The 19289-nt window shown below is 64.9% G+C and carries 18 protein-coding genes, 1 tRNA gene and 1 pseudogene; 15 read left to right on the forward strand and 5 right to left on the reverse strand.

Translation table 11 applies throughout. The features are described from left to right. The first annotated feature begins 4 nt into the window (after window positions 1-4). Both WEB52_09620 and WEB52_09625 read left to right on the forward strand, forming a co-directional pair. Window positions 5-80, forward strand: a tRNA-Gly gene (locus tag WEB52_09620). A 67-nt stretch (window positions 81-147) separates the two neighbouring features. Then, on the forward strand, window positions 148-993 hold the full coding sequence (locus WEB52_09625) for an MBL fold metallo-hydrolase (GenBank protein MEX2226694.1): 846 nt from the start codon (window positions 148-150) through the stop codon (window positions 991-993). On the opposite strand, the gene WEB52_09630 is transcribed toward WEB52_09625, so the two are convergent. Then, window positions 990-1856 carry a VOC family protein gene (locus WEB52_09630; GenBank protein ID MEX2226695.1) on the reverse strand — a complete coding sequence of 289 codons (867 nt, stop codon included), beginning with the start codon at window positions 1854-1856 and terminating at the stop codon, window positions 990-992. The two genes, WEB52_09625 and WEB52_09630, sit on opposite strands and share 4 nt — an antisense overlap. Window positions 1857-2091: 235 nt before the next feature. Here WEB52_09630 and WEB52_09635 point away from each other — a divergent pair, with 235 nt between their 5' ends. Continuing rightward, the gene (locus WEB52_09635) at window positions 2092-2934 is read left to right on the forward strand and encodes a slipin family protein (GenBank protein MEX2226696.1); all 843 of its coding nucleotides are present in this window, start codon (window positions 2092-2094) and stop codon (window positions 2932-2934) included. On the opposite strand, the gene WEB52_09640 is transcribed toward WEB52_09635, so the two are convergent. Next, a complete protein-coding gene (locus WEB52_09640) occupies window positions 2927-3154 on the reverse strand; it encodes a hypothetical protein (GenBank protein ID MEX2226697.1) in 228 nt (75 codons plus the stop codon). The two genes, WEB52_09635 and WEB52_09640, sit on opposite strands and share 8 nt — an antisense overlap. A gap of 67 nt (window positions 3155-3221) precedes the next feature. Between WEB52_09640 and WEB52_09645 the strand changes: the two genes are divergently transcribed. Further along, window positions 3222-3692 carry an SRPBCC family protein gene (locus WEB52_09645; GenBank protein MEX2226698.1) on the forward strand — a complete coding sequence of 157 codons (471 nt, stop codon included), beginning with the start codon at window positions 3222-3224 and terminating at the stop codon, window positions 3690-3692. On the opposite strand, the gene WEB52_09650 is transcribed toward WEB52_09645, so the two are convergent. Further along, window positions 3681-4460: a biotin--[acetyl-CoA-carboxylase] ligase gene (locus WEB52_09650; GenBank protein MEX2226699.1), complete on the reverse strand. Its 780-nt coding sequence runs from the start codon at window positions 4458-4460 to the stop codon at window positions 3681-3683. The genes WEB52_09645 and WEB52_09650 overlap by 12 nt on opposite strands. A 247-nt stretch (window positions 4461-4707) precedes the next feature. On the opposite strand from WEB52_09650, the gene WEB52_09655 reads away from it, so the two are divergent. The 10 genes from WEB52_09655 to WEB52_09700 all read left to right on the forward strand — a co-directional run bounded on the left by WEB52_09655 (window position 4708) and on the right by WEB52_09700 (window position 17088). Then, window positions 4708-5244, forward strand: coding sequence for a hypothetical protein (locus WEB52_09655; protein MEX2226700.1), 537 nt, complete (start codon window positions 4708-4710; stop codon window positions 5242-5244). Window positions 5245-5609: 365 nt separating this feature from the next. Further along, window positions 5610-7394 (forward strand): Z1 domain-containing protein, encoded by a 1785-nt coding sequence (locus WEB52_09660; protein ID MEX2226701.1) that lies wholly within the window; start codon window positions 5610-5612, stop codon window positions 7392-7394. Window positions 7395-9129: 1735 nt separating this feature from the next. Then, window positions 9130-9837 carry an acetate--CoA ligase family protein gene (locus tag WEB52_09665; GenBank protein MEX2226702.1) on the forward strand — a complete coding sequence of 236 codons (708 nt, stop codon included), beginning with the start codon at window positions 9130-9132 and terminating at the stop codon, window positions 9835-9837. A 368-nt stretch (window positions 9838-10205) separates the two neighbouring features. Further along, window positions 10206-11645, forward strand: coding sequence for a CoA-binding protein (locus WEB52_09670; GenBank protein ID MEX2226703.1), 1440 nt, complete (start codon window positions 10206-10208; stop codon window positions 11643-11645). 1334 nt (window positions 11646-12979) lie between these two features. Further along, window positions 12980-13399, forward strand: a complete 420-nt coding sequence (locus tag WEB52_09675; protein ID MEX2226704.1) for a RidA family protein — start codon at window positions 12980-12982, stop codon at window positions 13397-13399. A gap of 170 nt (window positions 13400-13569) precedes the next feature. Continuing rightward, window positions 13570-14562: a beta-galactosidase gene (locus WEB52_09680; protein ID MEX2226705.1), complete on the forward strand. Its 993-nt coding sequence runs from the start codon at window positions 13570-13572 to the stop codon at window positions 14560-14562. Window positions 14563-14685: 123 nt separating this feature from the next. Then, window positions 14686-15033, forward strand: coding sequence for an HIT domain-containing protein (locus WEB52_09685; GenBank protein MEX2226706.1), 348 nt, complete (start codon window positions 14686-14688; stop codon window positions 15031-15033). A gap of 175 nt (window positions 15034-15208) precedes the next feature. Then, window positions 15209-15790, forward strand: coding sequence for a hypothetical protein (locus WEB52_09690; GenBank protein ID MEX2226707.1), 582 nt, complete (start codon window positions 15209-15211; stop codon window positions 15788-15790). 41 nt (window positions 15791-15831) lie between these two features. Continuing rightward, a complete protein-coding gene (locus WEB52_09695) occupies window positions 15832-16401 on the forward strand; it encodes a hypothetical protein (protein MEX2226708.1) in 570 nt (189 codons plus the stop codon). 87 nt (window positions 16402-16488) lie between these two features. Then, complete coding sequence (locus WEB52_09700; protein MEX2226709.1) at window positions 16489-17088, forward strand: hypothetical protein; 600 nt, start codon at window positions 16489-16491, stop codon at window positions 17086-17088. Between the two features lie 28 nt (window positions 17089-17116). Here WEB52_09700 and WEB52_09705 read toward each other — a convergent pair. Together WEB52_09705 and WEB52_09710 are read right to left on the reverse strand one after the other, a co-directional pair. Further along, window positions 17117-17506, reverse strand: a pseudogene (locus WEB52_09705) (SRPBCC domain-containing protein). Window positions 17507-17545: 39 nt separating this feature from the next. Further along, complete coding sequence (locus WEB52_09710; GenBank protein MEX2226710.1) at window positions 17546-17881, reverse strand: metalloregulator ArsR/SmtB family transcription factor; 336 nt, start codon at window positions 17879-17881, stop codon at window positions 17546-17548. Between the two features lie 157 nt (window positions 17882-18038). Here WEB52_09710 and WEB52_09715 point away from each other — a divergent pair, with 157 nt between their 5' ends. Beyond that, window positions 18039-19256: a hypothetical protein gene (locus tag WEB52_09715; GenBank protein MEX2226711.1), complete on the forward strand. Its 1218-nt coding sequence runs from the start codon at window positions 18039-18041 to the stop codon at window positions 19254-19256. Window positions 19257-19289: the final 33 nt, after the last annotated feature.

Here is a 19289-nt window from a genome sequence, read left to right on the forward strand (position 1 = left end):
GCGAGCGGGGGTAGCTCAATTGGTAGAGCGCTAGCCTTCCAAGCTGGATGTTGCGGGTTCGAGACCCGTCCCCCGCTCCACTTTCCCGTCGCCCGTTGACCGCACCGCCTGAGCCTTCTATCGTCACGCAACCACTTGGAGGTGCGCATGCCGGACAACGTGATCAAGATTGGCAAGGTCGAAATCACTGCCGTCATCGATGCGGCGCTGCCGCGCGCGCCGCGCGAAGCCTGCTTCCCAGCGATCCCTGACGAAGCGTTCGCGCCTTTCCGCGAGTTCATGGCGGACGATGGCGTTTCGGTGCCGATCACGATCACGTCGTTCCTGGTGCGCTCGAGCGGCAACACCATCCTGGTCGACACCGGTATCGGCGGCAAGACGCGGCAGTACTTCCCGACCGGGCGCCTGCCGGACGCGCTCCGCGAAGCCGGTGTCGAGATGGGCGACATCGATATCGTGCTGGCGACGCACATCCACGTCGACCACGTCGGATGGCACACGGTCGCCCGCGGCGACGACTTCGTGCCGGCGTTCCCGAACGCGGCGTACGTCTTCAACCGACCGGAATGGGACTTCTTCACGTCACCGGAGGAGTCCGCGGGCGACGACCGCGTGTACGTGCGCGACTCCGTGCTGCCGCTGCGCGATTGCGGCGCCAACATCGAGCTTGTCGAAGGCGAACACCGGCTTACCGACGACCTGACCTTGATCCAGACGCCGGGACACACACCCGCGCACGTCTCCGTAGCAATCGCTTCGCAGGGGGAGGCGGGCGTGATCATCGGCGACGTCTGCCATCATCCGGCGCAAGTGACGAACACGGACTGGTGCCCGATCTTCGACATGAACCCTGTGCTCTCGGCGCAGTCGCGCGAAACGCTCATGCAGAAGATCGAAGATGAGCGCATGACGATGCTCGCCGGTCATTTCGCGACGCCGGGGTTCGGCCGCATCGTGCGCATGGAGGGACAGCGCTTCTGGCGCGGGCTCTAGTGCGGCGCGCGGGCGGCGGCCGGCGCCAGGTCGGGCCGGCCGGACCACGTCCAGGCGACGTCGGTGCGGCTCACGCCCATCAGCACACCGTGGAGCGTCGACGGGTGAAAGAAGAGGCCTTCGCTGAAGCCGCCATCGCGGTCGTGGCCGGCGAATCGCATGTCGCGCGCCTTCGCTCGCTCGACAATGGCTTCGATGTCCTCCGCTTCGATGAAGCACATGTAGAGCGTCTCGCCGCCGCGACGCTTCATGAAGCGGCCCATCGGGCGCTCCCAGTCTGTGATCTGCGATAGCTCGATGCGGCTCAGGCGGTCAGGCGGGTTGAAGAGCGTAAGCTGTCCTGCGTACCCGTAGTGCTTGCTGACGATCGGCGAAAAGCGCGTGGCATCGAGCCCGAACGCGTCGGCGTAGAACTTCGCGGCGGCTTCATGGTCGTCGATCAGGTTCGTAACTTCGTACAGGTATCCGACGAGCCCAACCGGCTGGCGCGCGACATCCTGCGAGATGACGATGCGCAGCCCCGGCGTCTGTTCCGGCGCGATGCACAACTGCCCGCCTTCATCGGCGAACTCGATGCCGCGATCGCGAAGGCGGGCAGCAAGTGCCGGAACGTCCGGTGTCGAGAAGCCCGCGGCGAAGAGTCCCTCGCCCCACTCCGACAGAAAATCCTGCACCGGCCCGGCGCCCGAAGGCGACAGCAGTTCGAACTCGCTGCGCCCCGCGTGCATCACACGGCGGTGGGCGCCGGCGATGCGAAGCTCGTCGTCTCGCACCTGCTGCGCCTCGAAAACATCGCGAAACGTCGCCGCCGCGCGATCGATGTCGTTTACGGCTATCTGGACACGGTCGACCTGCTCCAGCATGCAGTCCTCCATCCGGCGCGTTCAGGCGGTCATCGTAGGCAGCGGACTGTTCGTGTGCAATACCGCCCAGCCCCTAGAATGCACTCAGCCTTGTATCCGTCATCGCCTCGAAAGGAGATGCCCCGTGGCTACCCAGATCCCTCCCGAACTTCGACCGCCTCCGGCAGACGAGCGCGCGCGCGACGAAGGGGGCCTTTCCTCGGTCGTGCGCGTGATACTGACGGCGTTCTCGTTCCTGCTCCTGATTCCACCGTGGGGGTTCATCGTCTGGTTCTACTCCGTGAAGATCGTGTCGGAGTACGAACGAGGCGTGATCTTCCGGCTCGGCCGGCTCGTCGGCGCGAAGGGGCCGGGACTATTCGTGATCCTGCCGATCGTCGACCGCATGGTGAAGGTCGACCTGCGCACGGTGACGATGGACGTGCCAAGCCAGGAGTGCATCACGCGCGACAACGTGACCGTGAAGGTCAACGCCGTGATCTACTTCCGCGTCACCGATCCCGAGGACTCGGTCGTGGCCGTGCTGGACCATTTCCGCGCGACGTCCCAGATCTCGCAGACGACGCTGCGGAGCGTGCTCGGCCAGTCGAACCTGGACGATCTGCTCTCGGAACGCGAGCAGATCAACGCGCAGCTTCAGCAGATCATCGACGAGCAGACCGAGCCGTGGGGCGTCAAGGTCTCGACCGTCGAAGTGAAGGACGTGGAGCTGCCGCAGAGCATGCAGCGGGCGATGGCGCGCCAGGCCGAAGCCGAGCGCGAGCGTCGCGCCAAGATCATCCACGCCGAGGGCGAGCTGCAGGCGTCCGAGCGTCTCGCCGAGGCGGGTCGCATCATGGCGGCGGAACCGGCGACGATGCAGCTTCGCTTCCTGCAGACGCTATCGGAGGTGGCGGCCGAGAAGAACAGCACGATCGTGTTCCCGGTGCCGATCGATCTCCTGAACCTGGTGATCAACACTAGTCGCGCGAACGACGGCGGCGGCGACGGCGGCCGGCCGCGCGTCCGCGTCGGTGGCGGCGGCGGCGAGAGCCGTCCGGAGAGCGAGCCGCCGAGCCGCGAAGGTACGGTCAGTTAGCGCGCCGCGGCGGCGCCCACCGTCGCACTGCCAGTGCGGCGCCGAAGCAGATCGCGATGCCGGCGGCCATAAGCAGCGTCAGGCCCCACGTCCACGCGACGGCATCGCGCTCGACGAACGTGATGATGATGATGCCGGCAAGCAGGCGCGCGATCGCGAAGACCAGCAGCACGCGCAACGCGAACTGCAGCTTCGAGACGAATCCGCGCCACATACCCATGCGTCGATTCTATCGCGATCTCGCCGCGAGACGATCGCGGCGAACGCCGGACGGAGGGCGCTGAGACATGGCACGGCTTGACGTCCGCACGTTCATCGCCGCCGCGCCCGAGGTGGTGTGGGACGTCGTCACCGACCTGGAGCGCCAGCGCGACTGGATGGTCGACCTGCGCGCGCTGGAGATCGTCTCGGAGGCGAAGATCGGCGCCGGCGTCGTGATGCACGTGACGAGCGAGTTGTTCGGCATGCCCGTCGTGAAGGACGTGATGACGATCACGGCGTGGGAGCCGCCGCACCGCATGGACGTATCGCACAGCGGCCAGTTCTCCGGCACCGGCGCGTTCATCCTCGAACGGATCGACAACGGCACGATCTTCACCTGGATCGAGGAGTTCGCGCCGCCGCTCGGGCCGCTCGGCGAAGCCGGATTCGCGCTCGTCGTGCGGCCGCACATGGCGCGCGTCTTCCGGCGGTCGCTGGCCAACGTCAAGCGCATCGCGGAAGAGCGCGCGGGCGGCGCAGGGGCGTCATCGCCGTAGGGTGACATCGCCGGCCTCTACCATGACGAGTTGATTGTCCGAGGTGCGCACGATCAGCGCGCCGTGCTCGTCGACGTCTTCCGCAAGGCCTTCGACGATGCGGCCGGGCATCGTCGCCTGCACCTGCTGGCCGAGCGTCACAAGGCGCGCTCGCCACGCGTCGCGCGGCGAAGCGCCGGCCTTCGCTTCGTTGTAGAGCCGCTCGAAATGGAGCAGCATCGATGCCAGCAGCGGCTCGCGCTCGACCGTGCGGCCAAGCTCGACCGCGAGACTCGTGGCGATGTCGCGGATGTCTTCGTGGGCGCGAGGGTCGAAGTTCACGTTGAGGCCGATGCCGGCGAGCACCGCGCTGGCGCCGCCGTCGTCGATCTCCGACTCGATGAGGATGCCGGCGATCTTCCTGCCGGAGACTTGCACGTCGTTGGGCCACTTGATGGCCGCGCGGACGTCGGTCTCTTCCACGGCATCGGCGACGGCGAGCGGCGCAATCATCGCGACCTGGCGGAGGACGGGCGCGGGCGGCCGCAGGAGCAGCGTGAACGTCAGGTTAGCGGCCGGCGGCGTCACCCACGAGCGTCCCATGCGTCCGCGCCCGGCGGTCTGCTCGTCGGCGACGGCGACGGTGCCTTCGACGGCGTTGTGATGGGCGGCGGCGCGGGCGAGGTCCATCGTCGAGCCGACGACGGGCTCGAAAATCAGGTTGCGGCCGAAGGCTTCGGTGCGGAGGAGGTCGTGGAAGCGCGTCACGTCGAACGGCGGGTGGGTCATCGCCTGCCTCTCGCAACTTGATTGATCTGAAAAACGATTTTGCAAATCGGGGTCATCTGAACCTGCACGTGATTGTGTCGTTTTGATTGAGACGGCCGCGCGGCGTCCGGCGCGGGACTGCGGCTTCCCGACAACCCAAGACGAGCAACGACTACCATGGGGCGATCGTAGCATGGGGCGCGAGCCCGTTCGCAGCGTGGGTGTCACCGGGAACAAAGCGGCGCGGCGGGGCGTCAGGATGGGAGAGATGGTGAGCGGAAGGGGAGATGTCGTGGGGCCGACGGCAGACAGCAAACGGCAAACAGCAAAGGTCGGCTGGGAGACAGCTAACAGCAAACGGCAAACGGCAAAGCGCGTTTCGCTGCTGGTACTCGCTCTGGGCGCGGCGCTGGCGCTCGTGGCGTCCGCGTGCGGCGGTGACGACGCGGATAGCTCCGACGTGCCCGCCGCGACGCCGACACCGGGGCGCATCGTCGTCGACGCGCCGATCGACGAGGCGGAGCTGATCACGCGCGAGAGCTTCCCGCCGCAGTACGCCGTGCGCGTCGTCGTCGGCATCACCGACGGCTGCCACGAGTTCGAGAGCGTCGAGGCCGTGCGTGCCGCCGAGACGATCACGATCGTTGCGAAGGCGACGACGATCGACGACCGGGAGGCGGTCTGCACGCAGATCTACGGCACGCACGAAGAGACCGTCGAGCTGGGCAGCGATTTTGATGCCGGCGTAACGTACACGGTGGTCGCCGGCGACTTCACGTTCGAGATCGTCGGTGAGGGGGAGTAGAGTACTGTCTAACCGCGAGCGAGCGCCTTCGTGCTCGCTGACCTTTGCCATTACGGAGTGAACGATAAGGGCCAACAACGGCAGGTGGCTAGCATCGTTAGCGAGCCATCTTGTAAAATCTCCTCCGAGAGGGAGCATGGCCCATAACTCACACGGTTCAAGACCCGCGCCACCCCCAGCCTGTGTGCGGGCTGGCGCGAGCTCAATGAAAGACCGGTGCCAACAGGGCGACTCGTATCGGCGCGCGATTAATCAGCCGCTCGCAGCCGCGAGTTGTAGGAGAGCTGCGGATCACAATGGTAACTAACCGGACGCTGGCTAAGATCGTTTCGCGGCCGCCCGTCAACGACAGGTACAAGAGGCAGTTGACGCGCGTTAAGAAGCGGGGCGAGCAAATCGATAAGATTCACGCCGCGGTCGAGGAGGTCATCGTAAACCTCCCAGCTGCCACCCCCGGATCGTTAGTTGTGTATGGGGACCCCCAGAGTGGCAAGACGGAGATGATGATTTGCCTGACTGCTCGGCTTCTTGACAAAGGGCATAAAACGATCGTTCACCTCATGAATGACAGCGTCGATCTCCTCATGCAGAGCCTCGATCGATTCAAGTTGGCCGGACTTGCTCCAGCTCCCCGTAATGCGGCCGACCTCGCGAACTCGCCATTGGTACCGGGTCACAGCGCTGTTGTGTTCTGCAAGAAGAATCCGAAAGATCTGGAGAAGTTGATTGGACAACTCAAGCATTGTCGTCCTGTGGTGATCATCGATGACGAGGCGGACTATGCAACGCCCAACGCCAAGATCAACAAGAACGAGAAGACGCGTATCAACAGCTTAGTTGGGGACTTACTGGGAACGGACGGCAGATATATTGGCGTTACAGCGACACCCGCTCGGCTTAATCTGAATAACACCTTTGACAACAAGGCGGAAACGTGGGTCAACTTTGGACCGCACGATGCCTACACCGGACAAGATACGTTCTTCCCGGCGACAACCGCGGCGGCGTACCGCCTAATGCTGATCAAAGGGATTGGAACCGCGAATGACGCCCGGCGAGCTCTTGCCAGATTCCTTGTCACAGTCGCGTATCTCAATATCTTGGCTATGCGGAAAGGCGATGACGAGGGAAATTACAGCTTTCTCGTCCATACCAGCGGCAAGACGGACGATCACGCCGCCGACAGGAAGAACGTTGAAGCGCCGATGCAGGCTCTCATCAGCGGAAAGGGTCCTGCTTTCCACGCCTTCGTGAAGGTGATTTACGACCAGGCGACGGCGTTATACCCAATGGCTAACCCCGAGAAGCTGACCAGCTACGTCCTCTCCAACGCATCGCGCAGTTCATTCGTGGTCCTGAATAGCAAGCGAGATCGAGCCTCTGCCGGGGACAAACCAACCCTGCCAACCTGCCCGTTCACGGTGATTATAGGAGGAAACATCGTTTCTCGAGGAGTCACTTTCCCGAACCTCTTGGCCATGTTCTTCACACGTGACGTCCAAGCCAGACTCCAGCAAGACACGTACATCCAGCGCGCAAGAATGTTTGGGGCGAGAGGCGAATACTTGGAGCACTTTGAGCTCACGATCCCCGAACGCCTTTACGGCGACTGGCACCGCTGCTTCGTATTTCATCGGCTCGCACTTCAATCGATCAAGAACAATAAGGTCTCGCCCGTCTGGATAGGCGATGCCAGGATCTCAATCGCGGCCTCGTCTAGCATCGATCGCGGAACGGTGGACCCTAACAAGGGCGAGATGTCCTTTCAGATCTTCGTCTGTCCCGATCTTGCGAAGTTGGACCAGATCGTCGGGATCGATCCGACGAATCTCGAGACGCTTCGCCGTTTGGCTAGGGAAGTGGGCGAAGGCTTGCCGCCCTTCCTGATCGAGTATCTAAAGGCTGCTCTCAAGGTCGCGCCGGGCGCTTTGGCGATACACACGTCTAGTTCTATCGAAGGCTACAAGGCCGGAGCTGACCAACGGGCCATATCCCGAACGAAAGGATTCTTTGGGAACCCTCAACTAGAGCCGGCGAAGTTTCCTAATGCGATTCACCACGTAAAGATCTTTCACAACGGCAAAGGCAAGGCGCGCCTTTTCTATAAGAACCTAGGAGGTGTGCAGTTCGTTCAGAATCTCAAAGGATGACGCGCTTAGAGAGCGATCCAAGGTGTCCCTTGCCCCGCATGAAGCTCCCAATCGCGGGTGATATGACGAGATGTTGAGTGTCCATAAGCAGACCGTGTTTGAGGCGCTTGGGCGCAACCCTATCCATCCATTTCCCGCGCGAATGGCTCCCGGAATAGCGATGAAGGCGCTCGGCCAAGCTGGCCCCACGCTTAGGGTTCTTGATCCGATGGCCGGCTCTGGCACCGTGCTCGCCGTGGCGAGAGCCCAAGGGCACAGAGCCTTTGGAGTGGACCTAGATCCCCTCGCGGTGCTTCTTTCAGACGTCTGGACGCGGAGCATTGAGCCCGAGGACATTCGCGGTAGCGCGAGAATTGTGTTGCGCCGGGCAGAACGCGAACTCGTAGAGACGGGATCCGCGCGTGCGTATCCACGCCGTAGCGACCGAGAGACGCGCGATTTCATTCGTTACTGGTTTGACGCTCACTCACGCCGACAGCTAACGGCCCTCTCGCTCGTGATCTCTCGGATCCGTGAAGAGACGACACGAAAGGTACTTTGGTGCGGCTTCTCACGTTTGATTATCACGAAGCAGGCTGGAGCCTCGCTGGCGATGGACTTGTCCCACAGTCGCCCGCATAAAAAGTTTGACCGAGCTCCGATCGAGCCTTTTAGTCGGTTTGTCGCCGCAGTGGATGCGGTTGTTGCTAACTGTCCGCAAGTGGGCCGAGGACAAGTTGGACCCCCTGCAGTCGTTCGGGAAGGCGACGCCCGAAACCTTCCGATTCGCGACCGGTCGATCGATCTTGTGTTGACCTCTCCGCCCTATCTAAACGCGATTGATTACCTGCGTTGCAGCAAGTTTGCCCTGGTATGGATGGGTTACACAGTCGCCGACTTGCGCAAGATCCGAGGCATGTGCATAGGGAGTGAGGTGTCGCTAAGTGCGGGACGCGAGCCGGACTGGATGCCTGCTTTGTTAGACGAACTTCGTCTGCGCCCGCCACTATCGGATAGAAATCGAGCGATAATGGCGCGCTATATTACGGATATGGATCGTGCCGTGGCCGAAGTAGCGCGCGTGTTGAGGCCAGGCGGGCGCGCGGTCTATGTCGTCGGTGATTCAACCGTTCGAGGAACCTTTGTCCGCAATTCGACGGCCGTAGCCAGCCTTGCACGGCGACATGGCCTCTCGCTGATATCGCGTCAGTCAAGGTCTTTACCTCCGAATCGCCGCTACTTGCCACCGCCCACCAGTGATAAGGCATCACCGACACTCAGCGCCCGCATGCGTCGAGAGGTGGTGATGGTTTTTAGTCAGCCCGGCGAACAAACGGCGACCCGTCGCGTTATGCAAAAGCCATTGAAGCGCCACTCGCACAGCGCCTAGTACGAGAAAGTCGTTCCACAAGCCGGGGTCGGGTCGCTTCGTGGGTACGTGTACGCGCTCAGCTACGTCTACCGTCGCCGTCATGCGATAGGCACCCTTCTCCATGCACGGTCAGATACCAGACACCCCGTCCGCCTCGTGCGGCTGCCGTCGCATTCGGCAATGAACAGCGACCCTTCGATGCGTGATCCGCGCGTGGGAGTGTTACGCCCGTGATCCTTCGCGTGCGCTCAGGACGGACTGTCGCTTTGGCCGCTCAGGATGACTCGGCTTCGGCGCCGTCTGGCTCATGTTGCCGCTGTCGCATAGCATGTCGCCGGTTCGAGGCGAATCTGAGCGCCGGCGCGTGGCGCGGGTGAGGTGCGCATGGCGGGAAGTTCTATCGTGGAGAAGGCGCGGGCCGAAGGGCGCACGCTGCTGACGGAGATCGAGGCGAAGCAGATGCTCGAAGAGGCGGGGGTGCCGGTGTCGCCGGCGCGGCTCGCCACGACGCGCGACGAGGCGATGGCCGTCGCGCGGGAGCTGGGCTTTCCGGTCGTGCTGAAGATCGTGTCGCCGCAGATCACGCACAAGAGCGACGTCGGCGGCGTGGCGCTCGGGCTGACGTCGGCGGCGGAGGCGGGCGAGGCGTTCGACCGCGTGGTGGCATCGACGAAGCAGCACGTGCCGGACGCGACGATCGAGGGCGTGGCGGTGCAGCGGATGGAGCGCCAGGGCACGGAAGTGATCGTCGGCGTGACGAGGGACCCGCAGTTCGGGCCGGTGCTGATGTTCGGGCTCGGCGGCGTGCTCGTCGAGGTGCTGAAAGACGTCGCGTTCCGCGTCATCCCGATCAACGAGCGCGACGCGCGGCAGGTGATCCACGAAATCAAGGGCTACCCGCTGCTCGAAGGCTATCGCGGCAGCGAAGCGGCGGACATCGGCAAGCTGCAGGAATTGTTGCTGCAGGTATCGTCGTTCGTCGAGGCGCATCCGGAGATCGCGGAGTTGGACCTGAATCCCGTGTTCGCGTACGCGGACGGGGCGATCGCGGTGGATGCGCGGATCGTGATTGACGAGACAACAGACAACTGACAACAGAGGGAACAGCAAACAGCAAACGGCAAACGGCAGACGGCAAAGGGTTGGAACGGCACCGCGAACGTGCGAACTGGTGAGGGCTGATGCATAACGTCATCCTGAGCGAAGCTACGTCCCTACGATCGGCGCGCAACGATAGACGACTGACAACAGAGGGAACAGCAAACAACAAACAGCAAACACCAAATGGTTAGAACGACACCGCGAACGTGCGAACTGGTGAGGGCTGATGCATAACGTCCCTACGATCGGCGGATCGCGGCGGTGGGCGTTACGCACCGAGAGATGCTTCGCTTCGCTCTGCATGACGGGGCATGGTGTGTGCAGCACGCCAACGACGTAGAACTGATAACTGAGCACTTATGACTCAATCCTTCGATCTCAAGCGCGCATTGAACCCGAAGACCGTCGTCGTTGTCGGGTCGAAGCGCGCTGACGGGTATATGTGGCTGCGCAACTACGCGCCGTTCGGCGAGAACGGCGGCGCCCTGTACTCGGTGCAGATCGACCCGAACGAGATCCCCGGCATCGAAGAGATGGGCGTGAAGAACTTCACGTCGCTGATGGACGTGCCGGGCGACGTCGACTACGTGATGCTCGCGGTGCCGCGGCCGGTGGCGCCGCGTGTCATGGCGGACTGCGCGAAGAAGGGCGTGGGGGCCGCTGCGCTGTTCACGTCGGGGTTCGCGGAGACCGGCGAAGAAGAGGGCATCAAGCTGCAAGCGCAACTGTTGCAGATCGCGCGCGAGGGCTACATCGCGCTGATCGGGCCGAACTGCATGGGCCTGTACAACCGCAAGCTGGGCATCCGGCAGAGCGGCGAGCAGGGCGCGGGCGAGGCGGGCGACGCCGGCTTCATCTCGCAGAGCGGGACGCACGCGATCAACTTCGGGCTCGTCGGCGAGGCGCACGGCGTGCGCGTCAGCACGTCGATCAGCATCGGCAACGCAATCGTGCTCGATGTGCCCGACTATCTCGACTACCTAGCCGACGACGTCGACACGAAAGTGATCGCGATGTACGTCGAGGGGTTCAAGGACGGCCCGCGCTTCGTGCAGTCGCTCAAGCGCGCGACGGCGAAGAAGCCTGTGGTCGTCTGGAAGGGCGGCGTGACCGACGCGGGCGCGCGCGCGACGATGTCGCACACGGGATCGCTGGCGGCGTCGAACGCCGTGTTCAGCGCGATCGTCAGGCAGGCGGGCGCGATCGCCGCCGACAGCCTCGAAGACACGATCGACGTCGTAAAGGCGCTGCTGTACACGAAGCCGGCGACGGGGCGGCGCATGGGGCTGATGGCGATGACGGGCGGCCAGTCAGTGGTGATCACCGACGCGTTCGTGAACGCGGGGCTCGAAGTGCCGCGGCTGTCCGACGCTTCGTACGAGCAGCTTGCGTCGTTCTTCAACATCATCGGCGGCAGCTACCAGAACCCGCTCGACATGGGCGGCACGATCGGTTTCGGCGGCGCGCCGGGAAACTTGCAGAAGCTGCTCGACATCCTCGACGCCGACCCGAACGTCGACGCGATGGCGATGGAGATGGCGTCTGGCTTCCTGGCGCGGATGTGGCGCGCGAACCCGGCGAGCCTCGACAGCATGCTCGACACGCTGACGGCGCATCGCGACCGCTCGTCGAAGCCGTTCCTGGTGATCTTGCAGCCGCAGCACGTCGAGGACATCGTGCGGGAGGCGCGGCTGCGCGTGCAGGAGCGCGGGCTGGCGGTGTTCGCGTCGTTCGAGCGCGCGGCACACGCGCTGCGGAGGGCTGTGGAGTACCGGCGGTTCGCGGCGGGGATGGATTAAGTCCCGGTAGTGGCTCGAAGTCTGTCAGTTGTGCGTTGATGCGCCGGCCGGTGGGGTGCGACGGTACACCCGCGCGAGTGCCAAACTCGAGGCCAACGGAAGCGCGATCGATAGAGCGCCGACGCTCGCGAACGCCACCCGGTGGGACGTCTGACAGAGAAGGGCGTCTGCACTAGCCCCTGAGCATTCGTGGCGCGATGTTTCCGGCGAAGTAAACCAGACTACGGATATAGCGAGCACGCCTATAAGAATGGGCCGCAACGCCCCGTGGATGAGCGTGACTATGAATCCCAGCGGTGGGTTCCACATGAGCCAGCCAGCGCCCGGTGCCAGTGCGAGGAGGCTAGCCCAGAGAATCCAATTGGGTGCGGACCCTGGGAGTAACACCCCGGTTAGGACAACGCCGGTTACAAGCGCCGGAAGCAATTCAAACGTGAGTGCGAAGCGAAGGAAGGGTCTGCCCTCGGGATTCAGGAGGCCCTGCGCACGAAGGGCAAGCAGGACCCCCGACAATACGGGTATCAGCACAAGGATGCCAGCCAGTGCGAAGTAACCCCAGGCATCATCCTGCATCGCGGACAGACACTCTGCCTGACCGGCAGCTGTATCGCCGTAATCGAGGCAGATTGGGTCGCCTTCGATGTCGGTTGCACGCGCGCCAAGGGCCAATTGTTGAGCGTAATACAGCAGAAGTGCCACCATCATGAACCGATAGACACCGTGAACAACGGTAAACGGCATGCCGTACCGCAACGGCCGAGACACGAGCCAACCGATTCCAGGAAGTATCGCAACGGCGGCGAAGGAGATGGCAACGGGTTCAGGGATATCACCCGGAAGCAGAGCCGTGAGAACCAATAAGAGGAGCGCAGCACCCGGGAGCACTTCGAGCGCTACGGACAGTGTCACCGGGACGGGCGTGGGAGCCCCGACCGCCGGGCGCCGTGCGGCCAAGCCGCAACCGAAACACGGGGCGCCGTTGTCGTCGATGGGGCGACCACACAGGTGGCAGTGGACGCCATCGACACTCGCGGCCGGAGTGTCGCATCGCTGCCGCCGTGTGTGGCGCATACTGCATCCAAGCTCGTGCCGGTACTCCATCCTGCAAAGCGTAGGCACCTAGAAGCCCGATGACAATACCAAGCTACCGGAGGTTTGGCGCCCTCGACCGTGGAGCGTAGGTTAGGGCCCCCTAGGCTCCACGGCGGGCGCTGGTGCCGGCGATTGCGAGAGAGACCCTTCGCTTCGCTCTGAGTGACGGTTGATGGCACCCGCTTCGTCTGCGCGCGAAGCCGTACAATTCGCCATCGGCGGCGTAAGGGAGAGCGGCAGCTATGCGACGAAACATCAGCAGCGGATCGAAGTGGGAGCCGATCGTCGGGTATGCGCGGGCGGTGGTGGCGGGCGGCTACGTGCACGTCTCGGGCACGACGGCGACCGGCGCTGACGGCGAGATCGTCGGCGCGGGGGATGCGTACGCACAGGCGATGCAGGCGCTGCGAAACATCGAGGCGGCGCTGGCGCAGGCCGGCGCTTCGATGCGGGACGTCGTGCGGACGCGGATGTACGTGACGGACATCGAGCGCGACTGGGAGGCCGTCGGGCGGGCGCACGGCGAGTTCTTCCGCGACGTGCTGCCGGCGACGTCGATGGTGCAGGTGGCGCGGCTGATCGACGAGCGGATGCTCGTCGAGATCGAGGCGGACGCATTCGTTGGAAGCGGGATGCGGGAGGCCGGAGGCGGGAACTCGTGATTCGGCGTCAAGTTTGCGTTCGACCACGGGTCCCGCAACCGATGTTGCGATTGCTATCCCGTCCTGTGGCTTAGAATATGTTCAGTGGCGGCCGCGCGATCCAGACTGACCGCCGACCCGCTGACCGCTGACCGCTCGCCCCCGCAAGCGTGAAGGACTCTGCCTTGCACATGCCATTTCTGCCATCGCCCGGTGGGCGCTTCCGGATGCCGCTGTTCGGGTTGGCGTTGCTGCTGCCGCTGGCGTTCATCCCGCTGTCGCACTGCAAGTCGGACAAGCCGCCGCCGCCGCCGGGCCCGGTCGGCTACGGCGTGCTGGAGTTCGCCGGCAGCGAGGACAGCGACGCGCTCGAGCACGTCAACTCGCTCGGCATCAACGTCTTGTTCAACTGGTCGGAGCTGGAGCCGGAAGAAGGCGTGTACGACTGGGGCGAACTGGACGACGCGCTCGCCATCGCCGAGATACACGGGAAGCGCGTCGCGCCGCGCGTGTACACCAGCGCCAGCGACTTTGGCGAAGCGACGCCGGACTGGGTATTCGATGCCGGTGCCGAGGGTTACATCCCGGACGACGACAAGGAAGTCGTGCAGCCGGTGCCGACCGACCCGGTGTTCACGCAGAAGTTCGGCGCGTTCCTGCAAGCGCTCGGCGACCGCTACGACGGACACCCGGCGATCGAGTTCTTCCAGACGAACGCGGGCATGGGCACGTTCGGCGAGATGGTGTGGGGTGTGCCCGATCACAACAAGCCGGACGGCTGGTCGCCTGACGTGCAGATCGAGACGTCGAAGTACTGGATCGACGAGTGGCGCGAAGCGTTTCCGAATACGCCGCTCGTGTTGATGGAGAACTTCGTCGGATTCGGGATCCTCGAGGAAGTAGCGGAGCACGCCGTCGACCGCGGCTTTTATCTGCAGGCGAACGACCCGGACCAGCCCGACGAATCGATCGACGTCATGCGCGAGTACGACGGCGACACGAAGATCATCATGGAGATCGAGGACGCCGGCTGCCAGTCGGCGCTGGGCGACGAGTTCGACGAGACGGTCGAAGAGGTGTTCGCGATGGACTTTTCGATCGACTATCTGACGATCTGCGGCGAGACGTTCGAGTTCGAGTCGGAGCGCGTAGACCGGGCGATCGCGAAGCTGCGGCGGCCGTGAGTTTGGCGGCCGGATGCTGGATGCTGGATGCTGGCGCAGCACTTAGAGCCTCGAACCCGGAACCTGACTTAAAACTGAGAACTTAAAACTGACGCCTTAGCACTGCGACCGAAGGGAGCCACCATGCCCAACGACGCCTGTCTGTTCTGTCGCATGGCGTCCGGCGAGATCGATGTCCCGAAGTTGTACGACGACGACCTGGTGTTCGCGATCCGCGACATCAATCTCCGCGCGCCGGTGCATCTGCTGATCATCCCGAAGAGTCACATCGACGACGCGCGCGTCGTCGGCGACCGGCAGTCGGCGACGCTGGGCCGCATGTTCGCGGTGTCGTCGGCGCTGGCGGAGGGCGAGGGGCTGCGGGAGCGGGGGTATCGCATCGCGTTCAACGTCGGCGAGGACGCAGGCATGACGGTGTCGCATCTGCACATGCATGTGCTGGGCGGGCGGCGGTTGGGGGCGGAGGGGTAGGTGGCAGGGAGTTCGGAGGGCGGAGTTGGGAGAGAGAGCAAACGGCAAACGGCAAACGGTGAACAGCAAAGTGGACGACGGACAACAGACAACAGACAGCAGACAACAGACAACAGAGGGTACGTCGCTGACACCTGACACCTGACACCTGACACCTGACACCCTGGAGTGCACGATGCGGATCTCGTTGTTGTGGCTGTTCGTATTGGCGGCGCTGATCCTTCACGCCGGGCCACAACAGGCGTTCGCGTGTTCGTGCGGCGGCTCGCCCCCGACGGACGACGAGTTGATGCGGGCGCGGCTGGCATCATCGGAGCGCGCGCTGGTCGTCGCGATCGTCGAGGGGCCGGTTGAGGCGAAGCCGATCGATGGCAGCCGATATGCCACGCTTCCAGGCGCCGCCTTCCGCGCCGAGCGCGTGTATCGCGGCGACGTGCCGGCGCGCTTCGAGATGGGGTACGTCACATGCACGAGGCCGCCCGAGTTCACCCGCGGCAGCCGCTGGCTCGTCGAAATGACGCAATTCGAGGGTCGGTGGCAATCTGACCTCTGCTCAATCACGACCGAGGTCGGATCACGGCAGGGGCAGCGCTACGTCCCTTCGATCAATCGGATCCTGGGAACGCCGCCGCTGCTGCCGAACGATGACGGCGGCGCGTCGATGCTCACGGTGGCACTCGCAGTCGCCGGATTGGGCGCGGCCGCGGGTGCGGCGGGGTACGTTGCGCGGCGGTGGCAACGGGAACATCATTCGTGAGCGGGGCGTCATACTCGTAGGCAAGGCGGATGAGGTGGGCTATGCGCGTCCTCATGCCATTGGTGGCGGCGATCAGCGCGGTGGCGGTGCTGTTTCACGCGGGACCGCAGCAGGCGTTCGCGTGCATATGCGAAGAGATGCCACATGACGACGCAAGGACGCGAGAGGTACTGGCGGACGACCGGCTGGACACGAACTTCATCGTCGCACGCGTCGTTGAGGACCTGACGGTGCCCGGCGACGCGGCCGCCGCTGTGCGGACGCAACGCGTCTATCACGGCGGGACGCCGCCGTCGTTCGAGGTGCACCTGGTGGGCTGCAGCGGCGGCGCCGGGCCCTTTCGCGCAGGCGATGAGTGGCTCCTCGACGTGTGGCACGCGAGGGGCGAGTGGCGAGCGAGCGACTGCTGGTCCGGACCCGTGCAGTCCGGCCGTACGCAGCGATTCCTGGCGTCGCTCGACCGCGTGTCGCCGTCGCGACCGTTCGTGTGGACGGGAGAAGACGACGGCTGGCCGATGCCGGTCGCCGCCTCGGTCGCGGCGGCCGTCGCCCTGCTGACACTCGCGGGCGTATGGCGTGGCAACCGGGGTCGGCCGGACAGCGAGCGTTAGGGCGCAGTCGTCGTGCCCGAAGCGGAACTTCCGTCGCGACGTATTCGTCCTGCTCGCGCGGGCATCAGACGTCTCAGGAGGAACGCGATGCGATTCGTAATGCCGATGGTTGCGACGATCGCCGCGGTGGCGGTGCTGTTTCACGCGGGACCGCGGCAGGCGTTCGCGTGCACGTGCGCGCCGTTGCCGGACGGTCCAAGCCGCGCCCGGGAAGTCATGGAGTCCGTCGACGTGCTTGTGCTGGGCGAGGTCGACGAACGGACGAATGGCGAGCATGATCCGTATCCAACAGCGCGCGTGCGCGTCGAGCGGGCGTATGCGGGAAACATCGCGTCAGATGTTGCCGTGAGATCGGCGAACTGCAACGGGATCATCGTGGACTTCAAGAAAGGTCAGCGATGGTTGATGGCGTTGTCGGAGCGCGACGGCGGCTGGCAGGCGCATGGATGCAGCGCAGGCCTGGTAGACGGCGTACGGACCGGGCGCTACAACGACGGCGACGTGTGGCTCGCAGCGCTCGACCAGATCGTCCCGCCTCCAACCGTCGGCGATACCCCGCTGTCAGCGACAGTCATCGTGGATGACGAGGATGACGCACCCACTCTCGCGATCGCATCCACCGTGGTCGGGTTAATGACCGTGATGCTCGGGTGTGTGTACCTGGCGGGGCGGCGCGCGCGGGTGTGAGCGCTCCGCTGCGCCTTGCACCAGATCGCTAGCTGCGCGCAGCCAGCCCTGCCACCACCTTCGGCAGCGCGGCGAGCATGCGGTCCCATCCGTACTCGGCGCCGCGCAGCGCCTGCGTGCCCCACGGCTGCGTCATGTCGAAGCCCGACTGCTCGAAGAAGAGGCGCGTGCCGTCGCCGTCCGGCTCGAGCCGGTAGCTGACGCGGGTGTCGATGCCGCCGCCCGCCCACGAGTACGCGAGACGGCTCGGCTGCGCGCACTCGAGCACCTCGCAGCGGACGATGCCGTCGAAGCCGGCCTGCGGGTTCGGGTCCGTCTTGAACGTGAAGCGATGCCCGACGCGCGGCTCGAAGTCGTTCGGTATCAGCCAGCCAGCGAGCGCGGCGCTGTCTGTGAGCGCGCGCCAGACGTCTTCGGCGGGCGTGCGGGACGACGATCTCTCGTTGAATGCTGTCGGTCATTGTTCGCTCCCTTTCGTCAGTTGTTGCTGAAGACGCTGCAGGTGTTCGTCCCAGAACCGCTCGTAGTGCGCGATCCAGTCCCGCACGGCGCCGAGCCCCTCGGGCGCCAGCCGATAGCGACGCTCGCGGCCGTGACGTTGTTCGCTCACGAGACCGGCATCGAGCAGGATGCGGAGGTGCTGCGAGACGGCGGGCCGGCTCATGTCGAAGTGCCCGGCGAGCGCGTTGACGGGGCGGTCGCCCTCTGCGAGGAGATCGAGCATGCGACGCCGCGCCGGATGGCTGATCGCGCCGAAGACCTCGGGTTGGCGCTCGGCAGTCGCAGTGGCCATGCGGAGATTATAGGTAAGGCTTTGCTTACGTGTCAGCCGGCGTGCGGCGCCGTCTTCGCATGGCTGGCGCTGGCCCGGTGCCCGATTGAGGCGCCGCCGCGCCGCGTGCCACACTGATCTCGCGCACCACACCCGCGCCCGGTAAGCCATGACTCACGTGCTCTCCCGATTCGTCCCGCACGCGATCCTCGCCGCCGTGGCGGCGCTGTGCGTCGTCGTTTCGGCGGCGGTGGCGGCCGCGACGCCGCTGCCTTCGGGCGACGATTACAACTCGGCGGGATTCATCGTCCGGCACGCGTGGCAGAAGTTCGCCTACCAGGCGACGGACATCTTCCGCGACGACCTCAGCCGCGCCGGCGAAGATGCGCGGCTGGCGCGCTTCTTCGAGTTGAACCGGCTGATCCGCGACGGCGAACGCGTCGCCGGCGACCCCGCGACATCGACGTCGGCGGCGGCGGCGACGCACGCGCAGCTCGAGACGTGGCGCGACGAGCGCGCGGGCATCGAGAACAGCGTCGAGGTGATCCTCGAAGGCCGGCTGACGGCGACGGTCGAGGACCTCGGGCTGACGCGCCGGTTCGGCGGCGAGATCGTCTGGCCACCGGTGAACATCGAGTTCGAGGGCACGCCGTCGGTGCTGGTGCGCTCGCCGCGGTCGGAGATCCGCAAGGATTCGCAGCGGCTGCTGCAGGGCGACCTGCCCGTCGAGCGCGTGCAGGAGATCGAGGCGGCGGCGGAGCGCGACGGCGCGACGTCGGCGCTGGTCGTGCGCATCGGCGGCATCGCTATGTACCCGGCGATCATCCCGCCGTCGGAGGACTATCGCTTCGTGCTGCAGGACATCGCGCACGAGTGGCTGCACCACTACCTGTACTTCGCGCCGCTGGGGCGCCGCTACTACGAGAGCGGGGAGCTGACGACGCTGAACGAGACCGTAGCGAACATCGCCGGCAACGAGATCGGCGAGTTGATGTACGAGCGCTATCCGCTGCCGGAGACGCAGGCGAGCGCCAACGCGCAGCCGGCGCCGCCGGTCGCGCAGGCGCCCGCGTCGACGTTCGACTTCACGTCGGAGATGCGCGCGCTGCGTCGCGACGTCGAGGCGCTGCTCGCTAGCGGCGACGTCGTCGGGGCGGAGCGGCTGATGGAGGAGACGCGGCTGTACCTGGCCGAGAGCGGCCGCTACATCCGCAAACTCAACCAGGCGTACTTCGCGTTCCACGGCTTGTACGCCGATGGCGCCGCGTCGATCGACCCGATCGGCCCGAAGCTGGAATCGTTGCGCCAGCGCAGCGGATCGGTGGGCGCGTTCGTGCGTGCGGCGCAGGAGCTGCGTTCGGCGGGGGAGTTGGACGAGATGCTTCACGGGCCGTAAGGCCTCGCAGAAGGCTGGGCGTGAAAAAAATGG

The organism is Dehalococcoidia bacterium (genome assembly GCA_040902535.1).
GTDB lineage: Bacteria > Chloroflexota > Dehalococcoidia > DSTF01 > JACRBR01 > JBBDXD01.